Genomic DNA, 24,079 nt, shown 5'->3' with positions numbered 1-24,079 from the left:
CCCGCTGGACTGCGTAGCAGTCCCATTTTTGGGGCCGCTTCGCGCCCCAACGGGAGCAAGCTCCCTCGCCACAGGTCGCAGGTTTTTCTGCTTTAGCGCTTAACTGACCGGCATTAGGGCTTGCCCGCGAATGCGCAGTGTCAGTCGATACATTCATCACTGATACGCCTCATTCGCGAGCAAGCCCGCTCCCACTTTTTTTGATCGAATTTCAACCACTGATCGCCATTTATTTGGCGCCAGAAAAACATGCAGATACAACCCTAACGATTTCTTCACTCGACATTCGTCGGTTTTTTTCGTAGTGGCACCACTTTTTTTAAACAGTAGTGGCACAAAACTATCCCCTCGCACCAACTCCCCACAACTACTGGCCTAAATAGCAAGTGCTATCAATATACTACCAGTGCCATCTTTCCTAATATTTCAAGAAATTTCCGCAAACAGGATGAGTGGCCAGGAACTTCGTCCTGAAGCACCGCTCATACCACCGGTAACGAAATTCTCTGCTCACGTAAGAGATGACTTACATAACGGCCAATGGAAGTAGTCGAGTTGTCATAAAACACTTTGACTCTATGGTCATAACATCAACTGATCGAGTTAAGGGTGGCGATAAGTACGCATTGCTATCCCCTACAGGCCAAGGCAGCGCTGACCTAAATGAGCCCGTGCATCCGCCCAAGGCATTGATAAAAAAGGCGTTTTGCCTTCATCAAGACCTTGCAGCACCGGCGTCGGAGCCTTCCTCCAAGGAAGCCCGGCTGCATTTCAGGGCAAGCCCCAATAATAAGGCCTGATTGCGCACAACTTGAGTGCAATAGTTAGTCACTCGCTATTCAACATGCCTGCACGCGGTAAGTCGGCGTCTATTCGCCTAACTTTCGCGGCATCAGTGACGCTTGCAAACATGAACTCCGGCCATCTAATGGCATGATTTAAATATAGAGGTAATTGCGATGCGCATCAGCATATTCGGTTTGGGTTACGTTGGCGCAGTATGTGCCGGTTGCCTGTCTGCCCGTGGCCACGAAGTGGTCGGCGTGGACATCTCCAAGGAAAAGATCGACCTGATCAACGCCGGTAAATCGCCGATTGTTGAACCGGGTCTGGGCGAGCTGCTGAGCCAGGGTATCCAGACCGGCAAGCTGCGTGGCACCACCAACTTCGCCGAAGCCATCCGCGATACCGACCTGTCGATGATTTGCGTCGGCACGCCGAGCAAGAAAAACGGCGACCTGGAACTCAACTACATCGAATCGGTATGCCGCGAGATCGGTTTTGTCCTGCGTGACAAGACCACCCGCCACACCATCGTGGTGCGCAGCACCGTATTGCCGGGCACCGTGGCCAACGTCGTGATCCCGATCCTCGAAGACTGCTCCGGCAAGAAAGCCGGTGTCGACTTCGGTGTTGCGGTCAACCCGGAATTCCTGCGCGAATCCACCGCCATCGCCGACTACGACCTGCCGCCAATGACCGTCATCGGCGAATTCGACAAAGCCTCCGGCGATGTCCTGCAGTCGTTGTACGAAGAACTCGACGCGCCGATCATCCGCAAGGACATCGCGGTCGCCGAGATGATCAAGTACACCTGCAACGTGTGGCACGCCACCAAAGTCACCTTCGCCAACGAGATCGGCAACATCGCCAAGGCCGTCGGCGTCGATGGCCGTGAAGTGATGGAAGTGGTCTGCCAGGACAAGACCCTCAACCTGTCCCAGTACTACATGCGCCCAGGTTTCGCTTTCGGCGGCTCGTGCCTGCCAAAAGACGTGCGCGCCCTGACCTACCGCGCCGGTTCCCTGGACGTGCAAGCGCCGCTGCTCAACTCGCTGATGCGCAGTAACGAGTCCCAGGTACAGAACGCCTTCGACATCGTGTCCAGCCACGACAAGCGCAAAGTCGCGCTGCTGGGCCTGAGCTTCAAGGCCGGTACCGATGACCTGCGCGAAAGCCCGCTGGTGGAACTGGCGGAAATGCTGATCGGCAAGGGTTATGACCTGAGCATCTACGACAGCAACGTTGAGTACGCCCGTGTGCACGGTGCGAACAAGGACTACATCGAAGGCAAGATCCCCCACGTGTCGTCCCTGCTCAACTCGGACTTCGACGAAGTGATCAACAACTCCGACGTGATCATCCTGGGTAACCGCGACGAGAAATTCCGTGCCCTGGCGCACAACGCGCCGCACGGCAAGCAAGTGGTCGACCTGGTGGGCTTCATGTCCAAGGCCACCAGCGTGAGCGGCCGTACCGAAGGTATTTGCTGGTAACAGCAACGGCAAGTTTCAGGCTGCCAGTGGCTTTATCCCCAGCGCTTGCAGCCTGAAGCCTCCTCCCCTTCCGGATGACGCTTATGTCCAAGTTAAAACATGTATTCCTGCAAGCCGCCGGCTGGCTGTTGTTTCTCAGCCTGCTGATGGGGCTCGCCCTGCTGTTGCCGGCGAGCACCTTCGATTCGCAATCGAAGAATTTTATTTTCCTGATTGGCGCCGTGGGTATCTGGCGCTACTCGATGGGTGCAACGCATTTCTTTCGCGGCATGCTGTTCCTCTACGTGGTGTACCCGCATCTGCGCCGCAAAGTGCGCAAGCTGGGCAAGGCCGCCGACCCATCCCATGTGTTCCTGATGGTCACCAGCTTTCGTATCGATGCGCTGACCACCGCGCAGGTCTACAGCTCGGTGATCCGCGAAGCCATCGAATGCGGCTTCCCCACCACCGTGGTCTGCTCGCTGGTGGAAATGTCCGATGAGCTGCTGGTCAAGAGCCTCTGGGAAAAAATGAACCCGCCGGCTCACGTCCAACTCGACTTCGTGCGCATCGCCGGCACCGGCAAACGTGACGGCCTGGCCTTCGGTTTCCGCGCCATCTCACGCCACTTGCCGGATGATCGCGCCGTGGTTGCAGTGATCGATGGCGACACCGTGCTCGCCGAGGGCGTGGTGCGCAAGACCGTGCCGTGGTTCCAGCTGTTCGGCAATGTCGGCGGCCTGACCACCAACGAGTTCTGCGAAGTGCGCGGCGGCTACATCATGAGCGAGTGGCACAAACTGCGCTTCGCCCAACGCCACATCAACATGTGCTCCATGGCCCTGTCCAAGCGCGTGCTGACCATGACCGGCCGTATGTCGGTGTTCCGCGCCAGCGTCGTGACCGACCCGGGCTTTATCGCCGACGTGGAAAGCGACTCGCTGCAGCACTGGCGCCTGGGCCGCTTCAAGTTTCTGACCGGCGACGACAAGTCCAGCTGGTTCAGCCTGATGCGCCTGGGCTACGACACCTTCTACGTGCCCGATGCCGCGATCAACACCGTGGAACACCCGCCGGAAAAGAGCTTTATCAAGGCCAGCCGCAAATTGATGTTCCGCTGGTACGGCAACAACCTGCGCCAGAACTCCCGCGCCCTGGGCCTGGGCGTGCGTCGCCTCGGTCTGTTCACCAGCGTGGTGCTGTTCGACCAGCGCGTGTCGATGTGGACGTCCCTGCTCGGCCTGACCGTAGCGCTGATCGCCACCTTCAAGTACGGCGGCGCGTTCATCCTCGCGTACCTGCTGTGGATCGGCCTCACCCGCCTGATTCTCACCCTGCTGTTGTCGTGCTCCGGCCACAAGATCGGCCCGGCCTACCCGCTGATTCTCTATTACAACCAGATCATGGGCGCGCTGGTGAAGATCTACGTGTTCTTCCGCCTTGATCAACAGTCCTGGACCCGCCAGGACACCAAACTGACCCGCGATTTGGCCAGCTTTCAACGTTGGTTCAACACCTGGTCGTCTCGGACCATGACCTTCTCCGCCGGCAGCATCTTCGTTGCCGTGTTGCTGATGATGGTCTGACCCTGCCAAGCCTGAATTAACTTAAGGAAATGCTCTGATGAACAGCCAAGTAAACGCCAACGTAGTCCACGAATCCGAAGCCCAGCGCCAGCACGCCCGGGTCAAAATCCCGGCCAAGCTGCGCTTTTTCAACAGCGACCGCACGCCGACCGAAGCCAAGGTCATCGACCTGTCCGCCGGCGGCCTGGCCTTCACCGCCACCCAGCCGCTGACCATCGGCCAGGTGCACAAGGGCCGCCTGCAATTCGTCATCGATAACCTCGGCCTGGCGATGGACGTGGAGCTGCAGATTCGCTCCTACGACCGCCAGACCGGCCGCACCGGTTGCCAGTTCCAGAACCTTGATGCCCAGGATATTTCCACGCTGCGCCACTTGATCACCTCGCACTTGTCCGGCGACATCGTGACCATGGGCGACGTATTGGCGACCCTGCAACGCGACAACTTCACCAAGGCGCGCAAGGTCAAGGACGGCGGCAGCGGCATGACCGCGTTCGGTCGCCTGCGCGCCGTGACGTTCAGCCTGGCGATCTTCCTGGTGGGCCTTGCAGCCTTCGGGTTTGTGTTCAAGTCGCTCTACGGCATGTACTTCGTCAGCCACGCCCAGGCGGGCCTGGTCAGCGTACCGGGCATGAACGTAACCATGCCGCGCGACGGCACCGTGCAAAGCCTGCTCAAAGGTGACTCGGTAGCCGCCAAAGGCGCGCCACTGGCCACTTTCAGCACCAGCATGCTCGACGTGCTCAAGGGCCATCTGGACGAAGACCAGCTGCAACCGGCCAAGGTTGAAGAGCTGTTCGGCAAGCAAATGACCGGCACCCTGACCTCGCCGTGCGATTGCGTGGTAGCCCAGCAGCTGGTCGCCGATGGCCAGTACGCCAGCAAGGGCGATGTGATCTTCCAACTGGTGCCACGTGGCAGCCAGGCCAATGTTGAAGCGCGCTTCACCTATCGCCAGTTCGGTGACGTGCGCCCCGGTACGCCTGTGAGCTTCCAGGTCGCCGACGAAGAACAAGTGCGCACCGGCACCATTGTCAGCAGCACCAGCCTGAACAGCGCCGACCTGTCTTCGGACATCCGCGTGCAGATCAAGCCTGACGCACCGCTGGACAGCACCTACGCCGGCCGCCCGGTGGAAGTCATCAGCGACCGTGGCCCTTCGCTGAACTGGCTGATCGATAAAGCCATGGCTCACGGTCTGTAAGCGAGGACATGCCTGTGATGACCCCTACTTCAAATACACCGCTATCCCTGTGGGAGCGGGCTTGCTGTGGCGAGGGCGCTTGCTCCCGCTCGACAGCGCAACTGGAGCCGGCTTTTGGGGGCACTGCGCACCCCGGCGCGAGCAAGCTCGTTCGCCACAAAAGCCTATCCCACATGGGTTCGGTGGCCTTGCTGGCTGTTGCGGTCAGCCTCGCCGGTTGCGCCGGCCTGCCCGACCAACGCCTGGCCAATGAAGCCCTCAAGCGCGGCGACACCGCCACCGCGCAGCAGAATTACCAGCAACTGGCAGACCTGGGCTACAGCGAGGCCCAGGTGGGTCTGGCCGATATCCAGGTAGGCACCCGCGACCCGGCGCAAATCAAACAGGCCGAAGCCACTTACCGCGCCGCTGCGGACACCTCGCCCCGTGCCCAGGCGCGCCTTGGCCGCCTGCTGGTGGCCAAACCCGGCGCCACCGAAGCCGAACACCATGAAGCCGAAGGCCTGCTGAAAAAAGCCTTTGCCAATGGCGAAGGCAATACCCTGATCCCGCTGGCGATGCTGTACCTGCAATACCCGCACAGTTTCCCCAACGTGAATGCCCAGCAGCAGATCAGCCAATGGCAAGCGGCCGGTTATCCGGAAGCCGGTCTGGCCCAGGTGCTGCTGTATCGCACCCAGGGCACTTACGACCAGCATCTGGATGATGTCGAGCGCGTCTGCAAAGCCGCGCTGAACACCACCGATATCTGCTACGTCGAGCTGGCTACCGTCTACCAGAAAAAACAGCAGCCCGAACAACAGGCCGAACTGCTCAAGCAAATGGAGGCCGGCTACAGCCGTGGCACCGTCACCGCCCAGCGCGTCGACAGCGTCGCCCGCGTGCTTGGCGATGCCACCCTCGGTACCCCGGACGAGAAAACCGCCCAGGCCCTGCTGGAAAAAATCGCCCCCGGCTACCCGGCGTCCTGGGTCAGCCTGGCGCAGTTGCTCTACGACTTCCCCGAACTGGGCGATGTCGAGCAGATGATGAAGTACCTCGACAACGGCCGCGCCGCCGACCAGCCGCGCGCCGAGCTGTTGCTGGGCAAGCTCTACTACGAAGGCAAGTGGGTGCCGGCCGACGCCAAGGCTGCCGAAGCGCATTTCGAGAAAGCGGTGGGCCGTGAAGTGGCCGCCGATTACTACCTCGGCCAGATCTACCGCCGTGGCTACCTGGGCAAGGTCTACCCGCAAAAAGCCCTGGACCACCTGCTGACCGCAGCGCGCAACGGCCAGAACAGCGCCGACTTCGCCATTGCCCAACTGTTCTCCCAAGGCAAGGGCACCCAGCCCGATCCATTGAACGCCTATGTCTTCAGCCAGTTGGCCAAGGTCCAGGACACGCCCGAGGCCAACGAACTGGCCACCCAGCTCGAAGCCCCGCTGACCCCTGAGCAACGCGCCGAGGGCCAACGCCTGGTGCAACAGGAGCTGGCCGCTCGCGGCACCCTGGCCCAAAGCACGCTGCAGTTGCATGCCCTGCAAGAAGAAGACGGCGAGGAATCCCTATGAAGCTCAACCCATTCGTCAAGGCCGGTATCGGCCTGTCCTTCGCCCTGCTGTGGTCGTGCCCGACCCTGGCCGCGCTGACCGAAGCCAAGAACTTCGGCCTGGAAGTCAAAGCCACCGCGCAGTCCGAAGACGACCGCGACCTGGGTACCCAGAAAGGCGGCGACGTCAACGGTATCGGCCTCGACGTACGCCCGTGGATCTACGGCGAAAGCGGCGCGTGGAGCGCCTACGCCATGGGCCAGGCCGTGGTTTCCAGCGACATCATCGAGACCGACACCCTGCAACAGTCGGCGGACGATACGACCGAACAGTCGAGCAATGACGACCGCAAGGCCAAGAAAAACTACCTGGCCCTGCGCGAGTTCTGGGTCGGCTACAGCGGCTTCACGCCCTACCCCGGCGAGATCCTCAAGTTCGGCCGCCAGCGCCTGCGCAATGACGACGGCCAATGGCGCGACACCAATATCGAAGCGCTGAACTGGACCTTCGACACCACCCTGCTCAAGGCCAATGTTGGCGCCGCCGAACGTTTCAGCGAATACCGCACCGACCTCAAGGAACTGTCGCCAGTCGACAAGGACCGCCAGCACTTCTACGCCGACGCCGCCTACCAGTGGACGCCGGGCCAGTGGATCGGCCTGCGCGGCCACCACACCCACGACGACGGCAAACTCGACTACGCCGAACCGGGCGTGGCCAGCGACCCATTGGACAAACGCGAGAACGGCGACCTGACCTGGCTCGGCATCGAGGCCAACAGCGACGCCTACAACTGGCGCAACACCAACACGGTCAACTACTGGGCGAGCATCACCGGCATGCGTGGCGACCGCGACACGGTCAATGCCTTGAACGCCGACGGCACCCGCCCGACCAACGCCAAGCGCGGCGATGACCTGAGCGGCTGGGCCACCGATATCGGCGTGCGCCTGCGCCTCGACCCGCAGTGGCAAGTGGGCGCCGCCTACTCCCGCGCCAGTGCCGAATACGAGCAGAACGGCCTGCAAAGCAACCGTTCGAACTGGACCGGCACCCAGTCCCGCGTGCACCGCTTCGGCGAGGCGTTTCGCGGCGAGATGAACAACATGCAGTCCATGAGCCTGTTCGGTTCCTGGCAGCTGCGCGAGGACTACGACGCCAGCCTGGTGTACCACAAGTTCTGGCGCGTGGACGGCAACAAGCCGGTGGGCAGCAACGGCATCGATGCGGTGCAGAACAACACCGATGACGTCACCGGCGCGATCCTGTCCAGCACGTCCCTGCCCCTTGAAGACGGCAAGAAAGACCTGGGCCAGGAGATGGACCTGGTCGTCACCAAGTACTTCAAGAAAGGCCTGCTGCCGGCCGCGCTGAGCCAGTCGATCGACGAGCCTTCGGCCCTGGTGCGTTTGCGTGCCGGCGTGTTCAAGCCGGGGGATGCCTATGGCAGCCAGGTTGACTCCTACATGCACCGCGCCTTTGTCGACGTGGTCTGGAAATTCTGATGGGAGCCTGTGCAATGAATGCTCAAAGCCTACTCGTCGCGGCAATGCTGATGGCCAGCGCCACAGCGTTTGCCGATACGACGGCCAAGGCGCCGACCATCGCCAAGGAACTGCAACAGGCCAAGACCTACACCATTTCCAGCCCGCCGACCGCGCCGCTGGAAATGGCCAAGCCGGCCCTGCCGGATCTGTCGGGCTACACCGCCGCAGCGATGGAAAAAAAGATCGTCAAAACCAAAGCCGGCAAAGTCAGCATCCGTCGCATGATGCAGGAAGACGCCCTCAAGGACTTTATCGGCGGTGACAACAAGATGGCCGAATGGGTGGTGCGCCAGCACGGCATTCCCCAGGCGATCTTTGTCGACGACGGTTACATGAACCTCAAGGACCTGCTGGGCAAGGTGCCCAAGCAGTACTTCAGCGAAACATCGCCGGGTGTATTCCTGGCCAAATTGCCGATCGTGGTCGGCCGTAAAGGCATCCTCGATATCGACAAGCAGACCCAGGAACTGCGCCTGTCCCAGCAAGCCGGTTCGTTCCTGATCAACGACGGTCAGCTGTTCGTACACGACACCAGGGTCACCGGCTGGGATGAAAAAACCAACGGCCCGGCGCTGTTCAAGTCGCCCAAGGAATTTCGCCCGTTCCTGCTGGCTTGGGGCGGTACCGAGACCTACATTTCCAAGACCAAAATGGCCAGCTTCGGCTACGCCAACAGTAAGTCGTACGGGGTGAGTATTTCCCAGTACACGCCGAACATGGCCAAGGTGCTCAAGCGTACCGAACCGACCGGCTGGATCATCGATTCCGAGTTCTCGGACATGTGGTACGGCTTCTACTGCTACGAAACCACGGGCTTTGTGATCAAGGGCAATACCTACAAAGACAACATCGTCTACGGCATTGACCCCCATGACCGTTCCCATGGCCTGATCATTGCCGACAACACCGTGTACGGCACCAAGAAGAAGCACGGCATCATCATTTCCCGGGAAGTGAACGACAGCTTCATCTTCAACAACCGCAGCTACGACAACAAGCTTTCAGGCCTGGTGATCGACCGTAACAGTGTCAACAACCTGATCGTCGACAACGAGATCTACCGCAACCACACCGACGGCATCACCCTCTATGAGAGCGGTGACAACCTGCTGTGGGGCAACAAAGTCATCAGCAACCGTCGCCACGGCATCCGCGTGCGTAACAGCGTGAACATCAAGCTCTACGAAAACACCGCCATGGCCAACGGGCTCACCGGCGTGTACGGCCACATCAAGGACTTGACCGACACCGACCGCGACATCGCCCTCGACCCGTTCGACGCCAAGGTCTCGCTGATCGTGGTCGGCGGTGAGTTGGCGGGTAACGGCAGCGGGCCGCTGTCCATCGACTCGCCGCTGAGTATCGAGCTGTACCGCGTATCGATGCTGGCGCCGACCAAATCCAGCGGCATCAGCTTCTCCGGCATTCTTGGCGAGCGCCAGGAAGAGATTCTCGACCTGCTGGTACGCCAGCAGAAAGCCGTGCTGATCGACCCAGTCGAACGCCAGACCGAACTGCAGGACTGAGGATGACCTTTATGCACCCACACATGATCAAACTGCTGAGCCTCTCGGGTCTGACCCTCGGCCTGCTCGCGGCCAGCCAGGGCGTACGCGCCGATGAAGTGAAGGCACCGACCTTCACCGCCGAACCGTGCTGCAGCCTGTGCCCCGCCGCCCATGACGCGAAGAACTACACCACGCGCTACCAGCAGAACTTCACCACCCTGGTCCAAGCCCAGGGCGACTGGCTGTTCCGTACCCAGGAAGACCTGCGCACCGAATTCGACACCACGCCGGCCGGCTACAAACGCATGCAGCAGTTGCACGATGCGTTCAAGGCCAAGGGCGTGGAGTTGGTGGTGGTCTACCAGCCGACCCGTGGCCTGGTGAACCGCAACAAGCTCAACCCCGAAGAGAAAGCCAAGTTCGATTTCGACAAGGCATTGGGCAACTACAAAACCATGCTCGGCCGTTTCGCCAAGATGGGTTATGTGGTGCCGGACCTCTCACCGTTGACCAACGAGCAGTTGCCGGATGAACTGCCGGCCCACGATTTCTACTTCCGTGGCGACCAGCACTGGACCCCGTACGGCGCCCAGCGCACGGCAAAAATCGTGGCGGCCAAGGTCAAGCAGATGCCTGAATACGCCGAGATTCCCAAGCGCGAATTCGAGACCAAGCGCTCGGGCCGCATGGGTAAGACCGGCACCCTGCACAACATGGCCGGGCAACTGTGCGGCACCAGCTATGCAATCCAGTACATGGACCAGTTCACCACCGAACCCAAGGGCGAAGCCGGTGACGGCGACCTGTTCAGCGATTCGGGCAACCCGCAGATCACCCTGGTGGGCACCAGCCACAGCGGCAAGAACTACAACTTTGCCGGGTTCCTCGAAGAGGAAATCGGTGCCGACATCCTCAACGTCGCCTTCCCCGGCGGTGGCCTGGAAGGCTCGATGATCCAGTACCTGGGCAGCGACGAATTCCAGAAGACCCCGCCGAAGATCCTGATCTGGGAATTCTCGCCGCTGTACCGTCTCGACCAGGAAACCATCTACCGCCAGATGATGGCGCTGCTCGACAACGGCTGCGAGGGCAAGACCGCGCAGATGTCGGCCAGCACCACGCTCAAACCAGGCAAAAACGAACTGATGGTCAACAGCGCAAACAAAGACCTGCGCAACGCCAACCATCAGATCGACATCCGCTTCGCCGACCCTTCGGTGAAAACCTTGCAAGCCACCCTCTGGTACATGAACGGGCGCCACGAGGACATCAAGATCGAAAAACCCGAAACATCCGATACAGACGGGCGTTTCGCCTTTGAACTGCGCACCGACGAAGACTGGGCCTCGCAGAACTTGCTGGCCGTGGAAGTGCAGGGCCCGGAAAAGGGCGCTGCGGCGCAAAAAGTCGAAGCGAAAATTTGCACACGCAACGTATTCCCGGCCGGCGGCCAACAAACCGCCGCCACTGGGCAATGAGGTTACTTATGCAGAAGTTATGGATTCCATCGTTGTTGAGCCTGGCGATCTTCGCCGGGGCAGCCAACGCCGCCGCGCCACTGCGTCCGCCTCAAGGCTATTTCGCACCGATCGAAGCGTTCAAGACCGGCGACTTCAAGGAAAACTGCGACACCATGCCGACGCCCTACACCGGGCCGCTGCAGTTTCGCAGCAAGTACGAAGGCTCGGACAAGGCACGCTCGACACTGAATATGCAGTCGGAAAAAGCCTTTCGCGACAGCACCGCCGACATCACCAAGCTGGAAAAAGACACCAGCAAGCGCGTGATGCAGTTCATGCGCGACGGTCGTCCGCAGCAGCTCGAATGCACGTTGAACTGGCTGGTGGCGTGGGCCAAGGCCGACGCCTTGATGTCCAAGGACTTCAACCACACCGGCAAATCCATGCGCAAATGGGCGCTGGGCAGCATGGCCTCGGCCTATGTACGCCTGAAATTCTCCGAGTCGCAGCCGCTGGCCAAGCACCCGCAGGAATCCCAGCAGATCGAAGCCTGGTTCAACAAACTGGCCGACCAGGTGGTGAGCGACTGGGACAACCTGCCGCTGGAAAAAACCAACAACCACTCCTACTGGGCTGCATGGTCGGTAATGGCAACGTCTGTCGCCACTAACCGTCGCGACCTGTTCGACTGGGCCGTCAAGGAATACAAGGTCGGCGTGAACCAGGTCGATGACCAGGGCTTCCTGCCCAATGAACTCAAGCGTCAGCAACGCGCCCTGTCGTACCACAACTACGCCCTGCCGCCGCTGTCGATGATCGCCAGTTTCGCCCTGGTCAACGGCGTCGACCTGCGCCAGGAAAACAACAGCGCGCTCAAGCGCCTGGGCGACAAAGTGCTGGCCGGGGTGAAAGACCCGGAGATCTTCGAGAAGAAGAACGGCAAAGAGCAGGACATGAAAGACCTCAAGGAAGACATGAAATACGCCTGGCTTGAGCCCTTCTGCACGCTCTACACCTGCGCGCCGGATGTGATCGAGCGCAAGCATGGCATGCAGCCGTTCAAGACCTTCCGCCTGGGCGGTGACCTGACCAAGGTCTACGACCCGGCGCATGAAAAAGGCAACAAAGGTTCCTGACGAATTAGCTGAAGAACTGGGTTCCCCATGTGGGAGCGGGCTTGCTCGAGAAGGCGGTGTAACAGTCGCCCTCTGTGTTGAATGACACATCGCATTCGCGAGCAAGGCCGCGGCCACAGTTTGAACCGGCTTCGTCAGTAGGAATGTAGTACCACCCTCCCCGAAATCGTGGGGGGTTTGGGGGGGCTCTGGCCCTTGACTGTCTGTTAAACATGGAGAGATCGGGATGGTTTTCTCGTCCAATGTGTTCCTGTTTCTGTTCTTGCCGATCTTTCTCGGCTTGTACTATTTGAGCGGGCAACGCTATCGCAACTTGCTGCTGCTGTTGGCCAGCTACGTGTTCTACGCCTGGTGGCGAGTGGACTTCCTGGCGCTGTTCGCGGCCGTGACGCTGTGGAACTACTGGATCGGCCTCAAGGTCGGTGCGGCGGGCGTGCGCACCAAGCCGGCGCAGCGCTGGCTGCTGCTCGGCGTGGCGGTCGACCTGTGCATCCTCGGCTACTTCAAGTACGCCAACTTCGGTGTCGACAGCATCAACGTGATGATGAAGTCGATGGGCCTGGAGCCGTTCATTCTCACCCACGTGCTGTTGCCGATCGGGATCTCGTTCTACATCTTCGAGTCCATCAGCTACATCATCGACGTGTATCGCGGTGACACCCCGGCGACCCGCAACCTGATCGACTTCGCGGCGTTCGTGGCAATTTTCCCGCACTTGATCGCAGGCCCCGTGTTGCGTTTTCGCGACCTGGCCGACCAGTTCAACAACCGCACTCACACCCTGGATAAATTCTCCGAGGGTTGCACGCGCTTCATGCAGGGTTTCATCAAGAAGGTGTTTATCGCCGATACCCTGGCGGTGGTGGCCGACCATTGCTTCGCCCTGCAAAACCCCACCACCGGCGATGCCTGGCTGGGTGCGCTGGCCTACACCGCGCAGCTGTATTTCGACTTCTCCGGCTACAGCGACATGGCCATCGGCCTGGGCTTGATGATGGGTTTTCGCTTCATGGAAAACTTCAAGCAGCCTTACATCAGCCAGTCGATCACCGAGTTCTGGCGGCGCTGGCACATCAGCCTGTCGACCTGGCTGCGCGACTACCTGTACATCACCCTGGGCGGCAACCGTAAAGGCACGCTGACCACCTACCGCAACCTGTTCCTGACCATGCTGCTCGGTGGTCTGTGGCACGGTGCGAACATCACCTACATCGTGTGGGGCGCCTGGCACGGCATGTGGCTGGCGATCGAAAAAGCCATCGGCCTCAACACCGCGCCGCGCAGCTTCAACGTGCTGCGCTGGGCCTTCACTTTCCTGCTGGTGGTGATGGGCTGGGTGATCTTCCGCGCCGAGAACCTGCACGTCGCCGGGCGTATGTACGGTGCGATGTTCAGCTTTGGCGAGTGGTCGCTGTCGGAACTCAACCGCGCCAACCTCACCGGGCTGCAAGTGGCGACGTTGTTCGTGGCCTACGCAACGCTGGCGTTCTTCGGCCTGCGCGATTTCTACACCAATCGCCCGGCCGAGAAGACCAAGCCGAGCGATCCGAGCCTGATCAAGGCCGTACCGGGCGACAACCCCGGCAGCATCCACGAGCCTGGCTTCAGCGTGGGCCGTGACGCCGCCGTGCAACCGGCCTACTGGACCGCAGACTGGCCACGCTACGCCATGCGCGCCGCAGTGCTGCTGCTGTTCGTGGCGTCGATCCTGAAACTGTCGGCGCAGAGTTTCTCGCCGTTCCTTTACTTCCAATTCTGAGGGAGCCGACCATGACCCGTTCATTACGCGTCCTCTATATCGGCCTGTTCCTGGTGCTGCTGCTGGCACTGGGGGCCTGGTCACTGCGCAGTTTCTTCGGCTTCAGCACCAATGCCGATGCAACCGTGCTTAACGGTCGCTGGACCAAAGCCGTCGAGACCCATTACGACGAAGCGTTTCCGATCAAGCGCCTGGGCACCAATCTCTGGGCGGCGCTGGACTACAAGCTGTTCAATGAAGGCCGCCCCGGTGTGGTACTGGGCCGCGATCACTGGTTGTACAGCGACGAGGAATTCAACCCCGCCGTCAACGAAGACCAGAACCTGCAAGGCAATTACGCGCTGGTCGAAGGCGTACGCCAGAAGCTCAAGGCCCAGGGCATCCAACTGGTGATGGCGATCGTGCCGGCCAAGGTGCGCCTGTACCCGGAACACCTGGGTGAAGTGAAACCGGCGAGTATCCACGCCAACCTGTACCAGGACTTCCACGCCCATGTCGCGGCAGACAAGATCATTGCCCCTGACCTGCTCGGCCCGCTGCAACAGGCCAAGCTGGGCGGCAAGCAAGTGTTCCTGCGCACCGACACCCACTGGACCCCGGATGGCGCGGAAATCGCCGCCAAGCAACTGGCCAAAACCATTGCCGACAAAACCCCGCTCAGCGGCGAACCACAACGCTTTGTCACCGAGGCCGAGAAGATCGAACCGCACAAAGGCGACCTGCGCTTGTTCCTGCCCCTGGACCCGCTGTTCGAAAACCTGATGCCACCTAAAGAGCCGCTGGAAAAACGCGTGACGCACCTGGCCCAAACCAAAGGCGACGACGCGCTGTTCAGCGACAACGAAACCCCGGTGGCGCTGGTGGGCACCAGCTACAGCGCCAACCCCAACTGGAACTTCGTCGGCGCCCTCAAGCAAGCCCTGGGCAGCGACGTGGTCAGCTACGCCGAAGACGGCCACGGCCCGATTCTGCCGATGCTCAGCTACCTGAAAAGTGATGACTTCAAGAACAGCCCGCCACAAGTGCTGATCTGGGAGTTTCCTGAACGCTATCTGCCCGTTAATAACGAAATCGGTGACGCCGACCCCGCGTGGGTTGCGCAGCTTAAAGAAGCCGGTTCGCGCCAACAGAACATGGCAATCAACACACCTAAATCCGAGACGCCCGACCGGGCGCACAACTGAAAGAGAGGTAACTCACATGACTTTCACTACTACTCCGCGTCGTCTCGCCAAGTCCCTGGCCATCGCTGCCGGCTTGAGCTTCGTATCGATGTCCGCCTTCGCCGGTGGCGACGCCGCCCTGTACGGCCCCACCGCACCAAAAGGCTCAAGCTTCGTGCGGATCTACAACGCCAGCAACCAGGAAGTCAGCGCCACTGTCGGCAGCACCAACCTCAGCGACGTGGCCCCATTGGCCAGCACTGATTTCAGCTTCATGCCGGGCGGCGACTACAGCGCCAAAGTCGGCAGCCAGACGGTGCCGGTCAAGCTCGCTTCCGATCACTACTACACCCTGGTCAACAGCGGCAGCGGCCAGCCGCAACTGATCGAAGAACCACCGTTCAAGAACAAGCAGAAATCCCTGGTGCGCGTGCAGAACCTCAGCGACAAGGCCCTGACCCTGAAGACCGCTGACGGCAAGACCGACGTGGTCAAGTCGGTGGCGGCCAAGGGCCGTGGCGAGCGTGAGATCAACCCGGTGAAGGTGAGCCTGGCGCTGTATGACGGCGACAAAAAAGTCGGCGATGTGAAGCCGGTTGCGCTCGAGCGCGGTGAGGCAGCAGTGCTGTACGTCACGGGCTCCGGTTCGAGCCTGTCGCCAGTCTGGGTAAAACGCCCCGTGTCGACGCGCTAACTATTTCCCGGACTGAACGCAACCCACTGTACGAGCGCGCTTGCTCGCGAAAATCGCCAATGATGACGCGGGCATTCTGAATGACCGCGTTGCCTGGAAGTGCTTCGCAAGCAAGCTCACTCCTGCAGAGGGCAGGGCTGTCAGTTCGGACCGAGACAAAAACAAGAGTGAAACGACAAACCTTCGTAGCTCTGACCCAAACTGATTCAAGGAGAAACACCCATGATCCCAGTAATCCTTTCCGGTGGTAGCGGCTCACGTCTTTGGCCGCTTTCCCGTAAACAGTTCCCCAAGCAATTCCTGGCCCTGACCGGCGAGCACACGCTGTTCCAGCAAACCCTGGAACGCCTGGTGTTCGAAGGCATGGACTCCCCGATCGTGGTCTGCAACAAGGACCACCGCTTCATCGTCAACGAACAGTTGAGCGCGCGTAAGCTCGAATGCCAGCGCATCCTGATGGAACCGTTCGGTCGCAACACCGCGCCGGCCGTGGCCCTGACCGCGATGATGCTGGTCAATGAAGGCCGTGACGAGCTGATGCTGGTGCTGCCGGCCGACCACGTGATCGACGACCAGAAAGCCCTGCAACGCGCCCTGGCCCTGGCCACCGTGGCGGCCGAGCGCGGCGAAATGGTGCTGTTCGGCGTACCGGCCACTCGCCCTGAAACCGGTTACGGCTACATCAAATCCACCAACGATTCGCTGCTGCCCGAAGGCGTGAGCCGCGTCCAGCAGTTCGTGGAAAAACCCGATGAAAAACGCGCCGTTGAGTTCGTCAAAAGCGGCGGCTACTTCTGGAACAGCGGCATGTTCCTGTTCCGCGCCAGCCGTTTCCTCGAAGAGCTGAAAAAGCACGACCCGGACATCTACGACACCTGCGTACTGACCCTGGAGCGCAGCGAGCAGACCGCCGATACCGTGACGTTCGACGAAGCCACCTTCGCCTGCTGCCCGGACAATTCCATCGACTACGCCGTGATGGAAAAAACCCAGCGCGCCTGCGTGGTGCCGTTGAGCGCCGGCTGGAGCGACGTGGGTTGCTGGGCGTCGCTGTGGGCGGTCAACGATAAAGACGCCAACGGCAATGTGAGCAAGGGGGATGTGGTAATCCAGGACAGCCGCAATTGCATGGTGCACGGCAACGGCAAGCTGGTTTCGGTGATTGGCCTGGACAACATCGTGGTCGTGGAAACCAAGGACGCGATGATGATTGCCCACAAGGACAAGGTCCAGGGCGTCAAGCAGATGGTCAACACCCTCAATGAGCAGGGCCGCAGCGAGACCCAGAACCACTGCGAAGTCTATCGCCCGTGGGGCTCGTATGACTCGGTGGACATGGGCGGTCGCTTCCAGGTCAAGCACATCTCGGTCAAGCCGGGCGCATGCCTGTCGCTGCAGATGCACCACCACCGCGCCGAACACTGGATCGTGGTGAGCGGCACCGCTGAAGTCACTTGTGACGACAACGTGTTTCTGCTCTGCGAAAACCAGTCCACCTACATCCCGATCGCCTCGGTGCACCGCCTGCGCAATCCAGGCAAGATCCCGCTGGAGATCATCGAAGTGCAATCGGGCAGCTACCTGGGCGAAGACGATATTGAGCGGTTCGAAGATATCTACGGTCGCTCCACGCCGATTGAACGTGGCGTGTCGGTGAAAACTATCGCGCAATAAACGAGTCGTAAAAGAAGCCCCCGCCCCGCCGACTGCGTCCCCTATCCGCAGTCGGGGGGGCGGGGGCTTTTCAGTTCAGTGGGTGTCCAGGCCGAGGGCCGCTCATTACTGTTTAGGACTGAGATAAATCCCAGGGGTGGTGTGAGATAAACCTGGGACACTCCGGGATAAAACGGTCCATGGTGAGCGGAGTTCTGAAATAGAGTTGCAGCCAGTGCAATGCGAATGGGCTGCGATCAATCGCCGCTGACCGGGACCAGGATTCCTCTGGCGGGACGCCTTTGTCCCGCTCTCTACTCATCATCTGGAGGCGCGAACAGGGCGCGCTGGTTGCGGGCAATGATCGCCAATCGCATCCGCTGGCCCCGAGTTCGCCGAAGCAACGCTCAAGCCGATTCTGGATCAGGCCGCGTTGGACCAGGCCATTGATAACCTGCTCGCCGAGCAGCTCCAGGCGCAAAGCGAGCAGGCGTTCGCGCCGTTGCTCAACACCTCCAACTGGGCAGCCCGCGCAGGCTCAGGACCATTTACCAGACCCACCTGCAAAGCGCTTATATGGCTGGTCGCAAGGCCGAAATGGAGGAAACCGCCGAGTCCCATCCGTACTGGCACTATGTGGCGATTCTGGATAACAAAACCCGACCCAGTCACCGAGCCCTTGGCGGCACGGTGTACCGTCACGATGACCCGGCGTGGTCGGCGATCTACCCGCTCAACGGCTTCAACTGCCGTTGCCGGGTGACTGCATTGTCCGAGTCTGCGGTGAAGCGTCGTGGCCTCACCGTCGTGTCCAGTCAGGGCCATGTGTCCAGAGAAACCGTAGAGACCGGCACCGACAAACGCACGGGCGAAATCAGAACCGCCCAGGTGACGCTGGTACGCACAACCGACACGGCGGGTAAAGCCGAAGAGGCGATCCTGGAATTGGCCCTCGCATACCTGAAACGTGCCGCCCGCGTGTAACGCTATCAGAGCCCCTTAGGCCACCGAGCGGCGCCGGTTCATCCCTGGGCCCAGTGATCTGCGCCGTAAATGCTTTATAAACCCAAGCAGAGGTGTTCACGTTGCCGGTTCACGACTGTATTTACCCCGCACGATAAAAACGAATGGGAAGGTGACTAGCGGAAAGAGACAAACGGTTGTCATTTTGCTCATTTTTGGCCATCTACCTGTCAACATTGACAGTTGTTGACCATCAGTTATCCCTATCAAATTCATTTTGACGAGGAGAGATAATTCTTCACGTAGCTTTTTAAATTGTGGATTCCAAGGAGATGGAAAATGGCAAAGCCAATCACTACAACGACTAAACAAGGTGTAATTAAATCTGTTAATAACCCCGTGACGTTAGAAGTCGCGCCGGGGCGCACGACCACATCCAGGACAGTGACCGTGCAGCCAGATGATGGGACAGGTGCCGTGCACCTCGAGATTCCTGTTAATAAAGGAGGGAACTTCCAAGTGAATGACCGAGTAAAATATGTCGTCACCGACGGCCCCCTAGGAGCCATTAACACCTCACTAGAAAAAGTTTAGGTTTGCGCGCCCCTTTATAACTTCCAATTTTGCACTCTTAAAACCTGATTAAAAGTTCTGGACCCGTTATAGGTCCAGGCTATGCACTGTCTTCACAAAGCGCATAGCCATGAAACCACTGCACATCTTCAAGCCCGGCACCCACACCGCCATGAACGGCGCCAGCTTCGATTTCAGCGGGTCGGATATCGCCGCCACAGTACACGCCTACGACCCTGCCTTGCATGAAGCCCCGGCGGCAGGTTGGGCCAAGTCCCCATCGACTTCCGCGCATGGCCTGACGGCCGAGCCCCAGCAGGTGGACGCCGCGTTCGCCCAACAGATCGCCAAGGGCAGCTACAAAAAATCTCCGCCTCCTTCTATCACCCCGACGCCGCCAACAATCCAATACCGGGCGTGTACTACCTGCGCCATGTCGGCTTTCTCGGCGCCCAGCCGCCCGCAGTGAAGGCCTGCGCCCCGTCGAACTGGCGGACGGCGAGGAAGGCGTCATTGAATTCGGCGACTTCGGCGACCGTATTACGACCGGCGTTTTTCGCCAAAAAATCTAAAGCGATTTATCTCAGATTAGAGCGCGAGTTTTCGTGCTCGGCATCACATTACGGCGATGTTTTTATTTCCCAGTTCTTTGGGTCATAGCGGTTAAACGTCCCGGTATCGTTAGTGGTGCTACCCGCATTGTCGTATCGATTCCTGCCGATATCCTCGGCGCTCTTTCCCATCCATGCGACTGCTGCGCCGAAAATTTTCACGGTAGGACTACCCGACTTGACCATCTGCTTTGCGACCCCTTGCATTATCGCCCCCCCTGTCGCAACGGCTGCTCCTTTGATTTTTTCTTTGGTCTCGTTGTTGTGAAGCGCCGTGGAAAAGCGCGAACTGAGGTGGTCGTTGACGCCTTGCATGACAATCTGTCGCAAGTTCGTCAGCCCAAAGCTCTGCATACGTGGCAATGACGTCGCGCCGGCCTCCTGGTTGGGCGCTTGAGTGATTGCTGCCGCCACGGCGGAAGGTGGCGGGGCCGTCAGTGCGCTGAGTGAAGTGAGTAAGGGTGTGACGATGCTGGAAACGGTCATTAGGCACCTGATTTCATAAATCTACGGTTGGGTACCTCCCTGGCTGTCAGGTCACTCCTTGTCACTACGTTGTGGCAAACCCGACAAATGCAGTTCCTGTGTCGAAGATAGATGCCTGCGCCCCCTGAAAGCATCGCCGCGCAATAGGCAATCGTGGCGCCCGACGAGTAGGATGTTGGATCCCTGTGCGAGGTTGTCGTTATGTTTTTCGGTGTGTTGCTGATCATCACCTGGCTGGTTCTGCTGCTGCGCTATCCGGCCAGGGCCTTGCCGGTGTCGCTGGCTGCCGCCGTCGGCCTGGGTTTCGTGGCGGTGTGGGTGGTGTGGCTGGACAACCGCGAAGCCGCGCAACTGGCCCGTCTTGAACTGCGCATCACCTACGCGCCCCAGGAGTGCCCGGCCGACCGTCCACTAAAATTGACCCTCAACAACGGCAACGACGTACCGCTGACCGAACTGCGCTGGCGCGTCGCCGCCTATGCACCCGGTGACACCGTGAACCTGGCCGACAACGTCTACGCCGCCCCACGTTATCGCGGCCCCGGCGAATTGCAGGCCGGCGCCACCTGGGACGATTGCTTGCCCGCCCCGCCACTGCGGCCCGGCTATCGCCCACAAACCCTGGAATTTCGTGCCGAGCACCTGCAAGGCAGCTTCTCGGACTGACAAAGGACTGATCCATGCCCAACGTACTGATCACCGGTTGCTCCAGCGGCATCGGCCGCGCCCTGGCCGATACCTTCAAGGCCGCAGGCTATGAAGTGTGGGCCAGCGCCCGCCGCACCGACGATGTCGCCGCCCTCGCCGCCGCAGGTTTCAACGCCGTGCAACTGGACGTCAACGACCGCGCCGCCTTGCAACGCGTGGCCGAACAACTGGGCGAACTGGACGTGCTGGTCAACAACGCCGGTTACGGCGCCATGGGCCCGCTGCTCGACGGCGGCACCGAAGCCATGCAGCGCCAATTCGAAACCAATGTGTTTTCCATTGTCGGCGTGACCCAGGCGCTGTTTCCCGCCCTGCGCACACGCAAAGGCCTGGTAGTGAATATCGGCAGCGTGTCCGGCGTGCTGGTCACACCGTTCGCCGGCGCCTACTGCGCATCCAAAGCCGCCGTGCACGCACTCAGCGATGCCCTGCGCATGGAACTGGCACCGTTCGGCGTGCGCGTACTGGAAGTCCAGCCCGGCGCCATCGATACAAGCTTTGCAAAGAACGCCGGGGCCGAGGCCGAGCTGTTGATCAACGAAAAATCGCCCTGGTGGCCGTTGCGCGAGGGCATTCGTGCGCGCAGCCAGGCCTCCCAGGACAAGCCCACCCCGGCCAGCGAATTTGCGGCGGATGTGCTCAAGGCCGTGCAGCAAGCGCAACCACCACGCCTGCTGCGCTCGGGCAATGGCAGCCGAGCGTTACCCTTGATGGCGGCGCTGTTGCCCAAGGGGTTGCTTGAGACGGTGTTGAAGAAGCGCTTTGGGTTGGGTGGCAGGCTTTAGCCCTTCAGAAAATCAATGAACGACCGCACTTTCAGCGGTAAATGCCGGGTATCCGGATACATCGCATAGACCCCTTGCGGCGCAAAGCGATGGTCCGTCAACACGCGCACCAACCTGCCTGCGTCCAGATCCTGCTGCACCAGCCATTGCGGCAGAATCGCCACGCCATGACCCCGCACGGCAAACGCCTGGAGCACCGATGCACTGTCGGCCACCAAGGCGGCGGGACCGGCGCGGTATTGATGCTCATTGCCGCCGGGGTCGGTCACGCTCAATTCGGACAAGCGGCCATGGCCCAGCCTGGGCACCTGCTCCAACTCATCCAGGGTTCGAACCCCGGCGAACTGCGGCGCCGCGACGGCAAACACATCGAAGGTCGACAGCTGCACGGCGCGGTGGTTGGAATCCAGCAAGCGCCCCAGGCGAATCGCCACGTCAAAACGCTCGGAAATCAAATCGGCGTAGGTAGAGGATGTGGATAAGTGGATATTCAGATCTGGGTGCAGGCGGCGAAAGGCTTCCACCGTCGGAGCGACGACGGCCAGGGCATATTCGACGGTGGTTGTGATGCGCAGGGTGCCTTTGAGCTGGGCGTGTTCGGAGCGGGCCTCTTCCACCGCCAGGCGGGCTTCTTCGAGCATACGGGTGCAGCGCAAGTAGAAGCGCTCACCCGCGTCGGTGAGCGCCAATTGGCGGGTGTTGCGTGTCAGCAGGGTAACCCCCAGCTCCGCCTCCAGGCGCTTGAAATTGAAGCTGACCACGGCGCGTGTTTGCCCAAGCAAATCCGCCGCCGCAGTCAGTGAGCCGGCCTCGACAACGGCTTTGAAAGTGTCGAAACGATCCAGGCTGACCACCGGCCACACCCTCCTTTGTCAAAATATTTTTGACAAACTAGCAGGCAAAGCGACGTAGCCCAAGCGCCGTATCCCACCTACCCTGCCCGCTTCATTCGCAGGATCGCGTTCATGACCTACCGCTCGAAAGTCGCCTCGATCTTTTTACTGGGCTTTGCCCTAGACCTGGTAAACATGTTTGTCGCCACGGTCGCCTACCCGGACATCGCCCGAGAAATGCACGCCTCGGTCACTCAACTGGCGTGGATCAGCAACGCTTACATGCTCGGGCTGACCCTGATCATTCCCTTGAGTGTGTGGCTGGCCGCACTCATGGGCGAGCGCACGCTGATTGCCACCAGCTTGCTGCTGTTCGCCGGAGCCTCGGTGATGGTGGGCCAGGCCGGCTCAATCGACACGTTGATTGGCTGGCGCGCTTTGCAGGGGCTCGGTGGCGGATTGCTGATTCCCGTGGGGCAAGCCATGGCTTATCGATACTTCCCAGCAGCCGAGCGCAGCCAATTGACAGCGCGGGTGATGTCGGTGGCCTTGCTGGTGCCGGCGCTGTCCCCGACGCTGGGCGGGTTGATTGTCGACAGCCTGTCCTGGCGCTGGATTTTCTACGCCAACCTGCCGATGGCCTTGATCACGTTACTGCTGGCGCTGCTGTGGATAAAACCCGACGTGCGTGCAAGCGTGCGTCCGCCACTGGACTTGAGCAGTCTTTTCAAACAGGCCGCCAGCCCGATGCTGCGCGTGGCGATGCTGATCTATCTGTGCATTCCCGGAGTATTTATCGGCACCAGCCTGGTCGCCATCCTGTATGTGCGTGGCCTGGGGTACGACGCCACCCAGACCGGCGCACTCATGTTGCCGTGGGCGCTGGCCTCCGCCGTGGCGATCTACCTGAGCAAGCGACTGTTCAATCGCTGCGGCCCCAAACCCTTGTTGCTGGCGGGCATGACGCTGCAATGCGGCGGCATCCTGTTACTCAACGAGCCGGCCTTGCTCATTGCGGCCTACGTTTTGATGGGCTTGGGCGGCAGCTTGTGCAGCAGCACCGCGCAGACCCTGGCGTTCCTGGATATCTGCGCCGAGCGCATGGGCCACGCCAGCGCCTTGTGGAATATCAACCGTCAAGTGAGTTTCTGCGTGGGCGCAGCCGTGCTCAGCGCTGTGCTATCGGCCTTGGATTCTTTCGCCATAACCTTCACGATGGCGGCAGCCTTGACCCTGTTGCCGCTTTTCGCAGTGCTGCGCCTGGATGCGTCCAGAATACGCAGCCTGCTTCACCCTTCCAGCGAGCCCGAGCATGATTGACTACAGCGATTTTTTTGAAGAAGTGATCCAGACCCACGTCGAGATCGAGCAATGGTTTGCCGGCGTTGCGCCTGAGGGCACGCTGGAAAATCTGCTGGCGCGCTTCTCGCCCGAGTTCAGCATGATCGCGCCGGCCACCGGTACGCGGGTCAACAGGGCCGGGGTCAATGCGTTGTTTACGCGCCTGGGCGGGATGCGGCCAGGGTTGAAAATCACCTTGAGTGAAATGACCGGGATTGACCGGCACGCACGCGGCGCCACGGTGACTTATCGCGAGCATCAGGTGGATGACAGCGGCACCCA

The 24,079-nt window shown here is 60.4% G+C and carries 21 protein-coding genes; 19 read left to right on the top strand and 2 right to left on the bottom strand.

Annotated features, from left to right (window positions below):
- The first annotated feature begins 959 nt into the window (after positions 1-959).
- The 15 genes from Q1V60_RS10470 (at position 960) to Q1V60_RS10400 (ending at position 19,502) form a co-directional block, all read left to right on the top strand.
- Positions 960-2,276, top strand: coding sequence for a nucleotide sugar dehydrogenase (locus tag Q1V60_RS10470; RefSeq protein ID WP_300630025.1), 1,317 nt, complete (start codon positions 960-962; stop codon positions 2,274-2,276).
- A gap of 83 nt (positions 2,277-2,359) precedes the next feature.
- Positions 2,360-3,841, top strand: coding sequence for a mannuronan synthase (gene alg8, locus Q1V60_RS10465; protein ID WP_300630023.1), 1,482 nt, complete (start codon positions 2,360-2,362; stop codon positions 3,839-3,841).
- A 37-nt stretch (positions 3,842-3,878) separates the two neighbouring features.
- Positions 3,879-5,045, top strand: coding sequence for an alginate biosynthesis protein Alg44 (locus tag Q1V60_RS10460; RefSeq protein WP_300630021.1), 1,167 nt, complete (start codon positions 3,879-3,881; stop codon positions 5,043-5,045).
- A gap of 173 nt (positions 5,046-5,218) precedes the next feature.
- Positions 5,219-6,598, top strand: a complete 1,380-nt coding sequence (gene algK / locus Q1V60_RS10455) for an alginate biosynthesis TPR repeat lipoprotein AlgK (protein ID WP_300630020.1) — start codon at positions 5,219-5,221, stop codon at positions 6,596-6,598.
- Complete coding sequence (locus tag Q1V60_RS10450; RefSeq protein WP_300630019.1) at positions 6,595-8,082, top strand: alginate export family protein; 1,488 nt, start codon at positions 6,595-6,597, stop codon at positions 8,080-8,082. Before algK ends, Q1V60_RS10450 begins: the two co-directional genes overlap by 4 nt.
- On the top strand, positions 8,082-9,650 hold the full coding sequence (gene algG / locus Q1V60_RS10445) for a mannuronan 5-epimerase AlgG (protein ID WP_300630017.1): 1,569 nt from the start codon (positions 8,082-8,084) through the stop codon (positions 9,648-9,650). Before Q1V60_RS10450 ends, algG begins: the two co-directional genes overlap by 1 nt.
- Before the next feature lie 11 nt (positions 9,651-9,661).
- Positions 9,662-11,110, top strand: a complete 1,449-nt coding sequence (locus Q1V60_RS10440) for an alginate O-acetyltransferase (RefSeq protein WP_300630015.1) — start codon at positions 9,662-9,664, stop codon at positions 11,108-11,110.
- A gap of 8 nt (positions 11,111-11,118) precedes the next feature.
- Positions 11,119-12,228: a mannuronate-specific alginate lyase gene (locus tag Q1V60_RS10435; RefSeq protein WP_300630014.1), complete on the top strand. Its 1,110-nt coding sequence runs from the start codon at positions 11,119-11,121 to the stop codon at positions 12,226-12,228.
- A 226-nt stretch (positions 12,229-12,454) separates the two neighbouring features.
- Positions 12,455-13,987: an MBOAT family protein gene (locus tag Q1V60_RS10430; protein ID WP_300630012.1), complete on the top strand. Its 1,533-nt coding sequence runs from the start codon at positions 12,455-12,457 to the stop codon at positions 13,985-13,987.
- An 11-nt stretch (positions 13,988-13,998) separates the two neighbouring features.
- Entirely contained in the window at positions 13,999-15,171 is a 1,173-nt protein-coding gene (locus Q1V60_RS10425; RefSeq protein ID WP_300630011.1) for an alginate O-acetyltransferase, read from the top strand.
- Positions 15,172-15,187: 16 nt separating this feature from the next.
- The gene (locus tag Q1V60_RS10420; RefSeq protein WP_300630010.1) at positions 15,188-15,844 is read left to right on the top strand and encodes an alginate O-acetyltransferase AlgF; all 657 of its coding nucleotides are present in this window, start codon (positions 15,188-15,190) and stop codon (positions 15,842-15,844) included.
- 222 nt (positions 15,845-16,066) lie between these two features.
- On the top strand, positions 16,067-17,518 hold the full coding sequence (locus tag Q1V60_RS10415; protein WP_124369708.1) for a mannose-1-phosphate guanylyltransferase/mannose-6-phosphate isomerase: 1,452 nt from the start codon (positions 16,067-16,069) through the stop codon (positions 17,516-17,518).
- A gap of 498 nt (positions 17,519-18,016) precedes the next feature.
- Entirely contained in the window at positions 18,017-18,481 is a 465-nt protein-coding gene (locus tag Q1V60_RS10410; protein ID WP_363321063.1) for a phage minor head protein, read from the top strand.
- 318 nt (positions 18,482-18,799) lie between these two features.
- Positions 18,800-19,054: a hypothetical protein gene (locus tag Q1V60_RS10405; RefSeq protein WP_300630007.1), complete on the top strand. Its 255-nt coding sequence runs from the start codon at positions 18,800-18,802 to the stop codon at positions 19,052-19,054.
- A gap of 109 nt (positions 19,055-19,163) precedes the next feature.
- On the top strand, positions 19,164-19,502 hold the full coding sequence (locus tag Q1V60_RS10400; RefSeq protein WP_300630005.1) for a hypothetical protein: 339 nt from the start codon (positions 19,164-19,166) through the stop codon (positions 19,500-19,502).
- Positions 19,503-19,653: 151 nt separating this feature from the next.
- Here the strand turns inward: Q1V60_RS10400 and Q1V60_RS10395 are convergent, their stop codons facing one another.
- On the bottom strand, positions 19,654-20,130 hold the full coding sequence (locus tag Q1V60_RS10395) for a hypothetical protein (RefSeq protein ID WP_300630003.1): 477 nt from the start codon (positions 20,128-20,130) through the stop codon (positions 19,654-19,656).
- Between the two features lie 201 nt (positions 20,131-20,331).
- Here Q1V60_RS10395 and Q1V60_RS10390 point away from each other — a divergent pair, with 201 nt between their 5' ends.
- Positions 20,332-20,796, top strand: a complete 465-nt coding sequence (locus Q1V60_RS10390) for a multidrug transporter (protein WP_300630001.1) — start codon at positions 20,332-20,334, stop codon at positions 20,794-20,796.
- A 14-nt stretch (positions 20,797-20,810) separates the two neighbouring features.
- Complete coding sequence (locus tag Q1V60_RS10385; protein WP_300629999.1) at positions 20,811-21,623, top strand: SDR family oxidoreductase; 813 nt, start codon at positions 20,811-20,813, stop codon at positions 21,621-21,623.
- Here the strand turns inward: Q1V60_RS10385 and Q1V60_RS10380 are convergent.
- Entirely contained in the window at positions 21,620-22,477 is an 858-nt protein-coding gene (locus Q1V60_RS10380; RefSeq protein WP_300629997.1) for a LysR family transcriptional regulator, read from the bottom strand. The genes Q1V60_RS10385 and Q1V60_RS10380 overlap by 4 nt on opposite strands.
- 111 nt (positions 22,478-22,588) lie before the next feature.
- On the opposite strand from Q1V60_RS10380, the gene Q1V60_RS10375 reads away from it, so the two are divergent.
- Positions 22,589-23,776: an MFS transporter gene (locus Q1V60_RS10375; protein ID WP_300629995.1), complete on the top strand. Its 1,188-nt coding sequence runs from the start codon at positions 22,589-22,591 to the stop codon at positions 23,774-23,776.
- On the top strand, positions 23,769-24,079 hold a 311-nt coding region (locus Q1V60_RS10370; RefSeq protein ID WP_300629993.1), incomplete at its 3' end, for a DUF4440 domain-containing protein. The genes Q1V60_RS10375 and Q1V60_RS10370, both read left to right, overlap by 8 nt.

The sequence above is a fragment of the Pseudomonas sp. genome, assembly GCF_030147005.1.
GTDB lineage: Bacteria > Pseudomonadota > Gammaproteobacteria > Pseudomonadales > Pseudomonadaceae > Aquipseudomonas.
The sequence above is the reverse complement of the archived record's forward strand: the minus strand, read 5'-3'. Positions and strand labels throughout refer to the sequence as shown.

Bases quoted from the DNA above. Each gene is read 5' to 3' on its own strand.
- Q1V60_RS10450 (WP_300630019.1), top strand. From the start codon at position 6,595: ATGAAGCTCAACCCATTCGTCAAGGCCGGTATCGGCCTGTCCTTCGCC.
- Q1V60_RS10430 (WP_300630012.1), top strand. From the start codon at position 12,455: ATGGTTTTCTCGTCCAATGTGTTCCTGTTTCTGTTCTTGCCGATCTTT.
- Q1V60_RS10405 (WP_300630007.1), top strand. From the start codon at position 18,800: ATGGCAAAGCCAATCACTACAACGACTAAACAAGGTGTAATTAAATCT.
- alg8 (WP_300630023.1), top strand. From the start codon at position 2,360: ATGTCCAAGTTAAAACATGTATTCCTGCAAGCCGCCGGCTGGCTGTTG.
- Q1V60_RS10440 (WP_300630015.1), top strand. From the start codon at position 9,662: ATGCACCCACACATGATCAAACTGCTGAGCCTCTCGGGTCTGACCCTC.
- algK (WP_300630020.1), top strand. From the start codon at position 5,219: ATGGGTTCGGTGGCCTTGCTGGCTGTTGCGGTCAGCCTCGCCGGTTGC.
- algG (WP_300630017.1), top strand. From the start codon at position 8,082: ATGGGAGCCTGTGCAATGAATGCTCAAAGCCTACTCGTCGCGGCAATG.
- Q1V60_RS10460 (WP_300630021.1), top strand. From the start codon at position 3,879: ATGAACAGCCAAGTAAACGCCAACGTAGTCCACGAATCCGAAGCCCAG.
- Q1V60_RS10375 (WP_300629995.1), top strand. From the start codon at position 22,589: ATGACCTACCGCTCGAAAGTCGCCTCGATCTTTTTACTGGGCTTTGCC.
- Q1V60_RS10400 (WP_300630005.1), top strand. From the start codon at position 19,164: ATGAAACCACTGCACATCTTCAAGCCCGGCACCCACACCGCCATGAAC.
- Q1V60_RS10425 (WP_300630011.1), top strand. From the start codon at position 13,999: ATGACCCGTTCATTACGCGTCCTCTATATCGGCCTGTTCCTGGTGCTG.
- Q1V60_RS10415 (WP_124369708.1), top strand. From the start codon at position 16,067: ATGATCCCAGTAATCCTTTCCGGTGGTAGCGGCTCACGTCTTTGGCCG.
- Q1V60_RS10395 (WP_300630003.1), bottom strand. From the start codon at position 20,130: ATGACCGTTTCCAGCATCGTCACACCCTTACTCACTTCACTCAGCGCA.
- Q1V60_RS10435 (WP_300630014.1), top strand. From the start codon at position 11,119: ATGCAGAAGTTATGGATTCCATCGTTGTTGAGCCTGGCGATCTTCGCC.
- Q1V60_RS10385 (WP_300629999.1), top strand. From the start codon at position 20,811: ATGCCCAACGTACTGATCACCGGTTGCTCCAGCGGCATCGGCCGCGCC.
- Q1V60_RS10420 (WP_300630010.1), top strand. From the start codon at position 15,188: ATGACTTTCACTACTACTCCGCGTCGTCTCGCCAAGTCCCTGGCCATC.
- Q1V60_RS10390 (WP_300630001.1), top strand. From the start codon at position 20,332: ATGTTTTTCGGTGTGTTGCTGATCATCACCTGGCTGGTTCTGCTGCTG.
- Q1V60_RS10470 (WP_300630025.1), top strand. From the start codon at position 960: ATGCGCATCAGCATATTCGGTTTGGGTTACGTTGGCGCAGTATGTGCC.